We start from the raw sequence: 2,763 nt of genomic DNA on the forward strand, positions 1-2,763 counted from the left end.
AAGGTTTTACAGGGTCACACTAGTCGGGTACAGTCGGTAGCATTTAGTCCTGATGGCCAAACCCTAGTTAGCAGCAGTGGAGACCAAACTGTTCGGATTTGGGATGTTAGGACTGGGGAATGTGTCAGGATTTTGCGAGGCCATAGTAAAGGTGTCTGGTCTGTCGCCTTTAGTCCTGATGGTGAATTGATTGCCAGTGGTAGCTTAGATCAAACCATTAGGCTTTGGCAGGCAAGTACGGGTAAGTATCTGAGAACCTTACACGGTCATCGGAATTCAGTACGGTCATCGATTGGGTTTAGTCCTGTAAAACATCAAGATCACCAGGGTAGGTCTGATCAAGAACAGGTGAGCAGTTATTGGCTTACTTGTGGCAGTAATGATGGGACTATTAAAGTTTGGAATACCCACACAGGTCAGTGTATTAAAACCTTGATTCCTGATCGACCTTACCAAGGTATGAACATCACAGGGGTTACTGGTTTGAGCCTAGCACAGAAGTCAGCACTGGAAGCGTTGGGGGCGCTGAGTTGATTTAAAGAAGATGGGAACGAAACTGGTGATTTAAGATGAAAATTGTTTTTAACAAGATAGGGGGAGGCAAGAGGGGGCGAAATTCCCCACCTTCTTCCAAGGTGTTGAAGTTACCGTAAGTATAGTGGAGCCTTTATGATCAGCAGGCTATGATAAAAAGGGTTAAAACTATTTTATTAAGGCTCCACTATACTAAGGTTTCGTCTCTAGGATGGATAGCCCCTCTCAAATACTGTCTATCTGTTTCCTCGCCCAACTCTCTATATACTCTCCTACACTTGTCCCAGCCTCTTCAGCAGACAATTGTAACCACTTCCAGGTAGTGTCAGTCAGCCAGATACCATGCTTTCTTTTTAGTTCATCATAATGAGCTGGAGCCCCCCTCATTCTTTTTTCTGGTTTTTTCTTTTTTATACTTGACATATCGAATTACCGTAGACTATACTAAAATGACTCTAGCAAAGAAACAAGAAAAACAAGGAGGTGATTTAATTCATGGCGACTCTTAGGCAAACATTTCGTCTATATCCCAACAAAACAGCTATATCAAAGATGTTTTACGCAAGAAAATTACATCAATTATTGTATAATGCGGGGATAGCTGATCGTCGCTATGAATGGAAAGCAAACAAGAAAACCATAGGGTACTTATATCAGCAAAACTGCTTGCCAGCTTTCAAGGAATGTTGGCCAGAGTACAAAGAACTTTACAGTACTTCTTTGCAAGCGACTCTTAAAAGAGTAGATTTAGCATACAATCGTTTCTTGAAGGGATTAAGTGAAATTCCTAGATACAAATCAATCAAGAAGTATTCAGGATGGACTTACCCTAGTAAGGCTGGATGGAAAGCTAATACCGATGGCAAAAACGGGACATTGGTATTGAATGATCTTGGTCTTGTCATCAAGATGCGTGGGCAAGCAAAGTTTTGGGGAACTCCAACAACTTTGACTATTGCTTATAAACCTAGTATTAATGCCTGGTTTGCTTCAATTACAGTCAAAGTTGATACACAGCAGACTAGATATGGCTCAGAATCTGATTTAGTCTACGAGAAAATCGTAGCTTATGACTTGGGAACTGAGACAGCAATTACAGCTTTCAACGGCGCGGAATTTGAAGAGATAGCCAATCAGAGGTTTACTAAAACCCTAGAGCCTAAAGTGAAAGCCGCTGGGAAAGAGAAACGCAGAAAGCAAGCCCCCGATTTCAAGAAAGGAATAAAAGCTTCTAATCGCTGGAAAAAAGCGAATAAGCGAGAGTCTCAACTAAAAATAAAAGCCGGATTACAACGTAAAGACTGGCAGCACAAAGTTACGTCAGATTTAGCTAGTCGTTATGACATCGGCGTAACTGAGAAGTTAAACACGAAAGGATTGACCCGAAAAGCAAAAAAAGGGTCAAAGAGAAAGAAACAGAAAGCTGGATTGAACAAAGCCATTTTAGATGTAGGTTTTGGCACTCTCAACAAGATGTTAACCTACAAAATTGAACTTAAGGGAGGGATTGTCCTTCAATTGCCAACCAGACAATTGAAGCCATCACAGCGCTGCCCAGAATGTGGAAAAGTTCATAAGAACTGGGCTGAATTATCAAATCGATACCATGTCTGCGATGCTTGTAGTTTTGAGTTTGACAGAGACAAGACCAGCGCCATGGTAATGTTCAATGCAGCATTAGGAAAACAGCCGGGGTACGGTGCTGACCTCGATAAACGTGGATTTTCTAGCTCTACTTCAAAGACCAGAAAGCATACTGGATCAATGAAGCAACTAGGGAAGTTGAAGCGTCAAAAATCACGCTCATCAGACGGGTCTGCTGACACCCCGTCCTGGCCGTAGGCCACGCTACGCGAACGAACAGGGCGGGGTAGTTCATTTCTTCTCCTTTGATCTTTCTAGCACAATTAGATTTTTTGACGCAATTAATTGAGTCTGAATATGAATTTTATTTAACGGGAGTTGTCAAAGAAGAAATTAATGGGAAGAATGATGAAGCGAGTGCTTTTGAATCTCTAGCCATTGCTCATGAGCATCCTTATCCCCACCAAATGAATCTACAGAAATTTTGCGCTCTGGCATGGGCTTGAGAGGGCCGCTGATGGGACTGTGCTTGCAGTAGCAAATTACGACCATATCGAAATCCATGTCAACCGGGATATCTGGTGTGTAGGTTTCGACCCGTGTAACTTCCCAATCGCTTTGACGGTAATGGGTTGATGAATCTGA

The 2,763-nt window shown here is 42.3% G+C and carries 3 protein-coding genes and 1 pseudogene; 2 read left to right on the plus strand and 2 right to left on the minus strand.

What is annotated here, in order from left to right; all coding sequences use genetic code 11:
• Positions 1-534, plus strand: a 534-nt coding sequence (locus F6K37_RS37420; RefSeq protein WP_287256076.1) for a WD40 repeat domain-containing protein, incomplete at its 5' end; no start/stop codon positions are given.
• 225 nt (positions 535-759) lie between these two features.
• On the opposite strand, the gene F6K37_RS37425 is transcribed toward F6K37_RS37420, so the two are convergent.
• Complete coding sequence (locus F6K37_RS37425; protein ID WP_008189138.1) at positions 760-957, minus strand: hypothetical protein; 198 nt, start codon at positions 955-957, stop codon at positions 760-762.
• Between the two features lie 72 nt (positions 958-1,029).
• Here F6K37_RS37425 and F6K37_RS37430 point away from each other — a divergent pair, with 72 nt between their 5' ends.
• Positions 1,030-2,376, plus strand: coding sequence for an RNA-guided endonuclease InsQ/TnpB family protein (locus F6K37_RS37430; RefSeq protein ID WP_008189137.1), 1,347 nt, complete (start codon positions 1,030-1,032; stop codon positions 2,374-2,376).
• Between the two features lie 135 nt (positions 2,377-2,511).
• Here F6K37_RS37430 and F6K37_RS37435 read toward each other — a convergent pair.
• Positions 2,512-2,763 (minus strand): annotated as a pseudogene (locus F6K37_RS37435) (hypothetical protein); the annotation flags it as partial.

This window comes from Moorena sp. SIO4E2 (assembly GCF_010671945.1).
GTDB classification, from domain to species: domain Bacteria; phylum Cyanobacteriota; class Cyanobacteriia; order Cyanobacteriales; family Coleofasciculaceae; genus Moorena; species Moorena producens.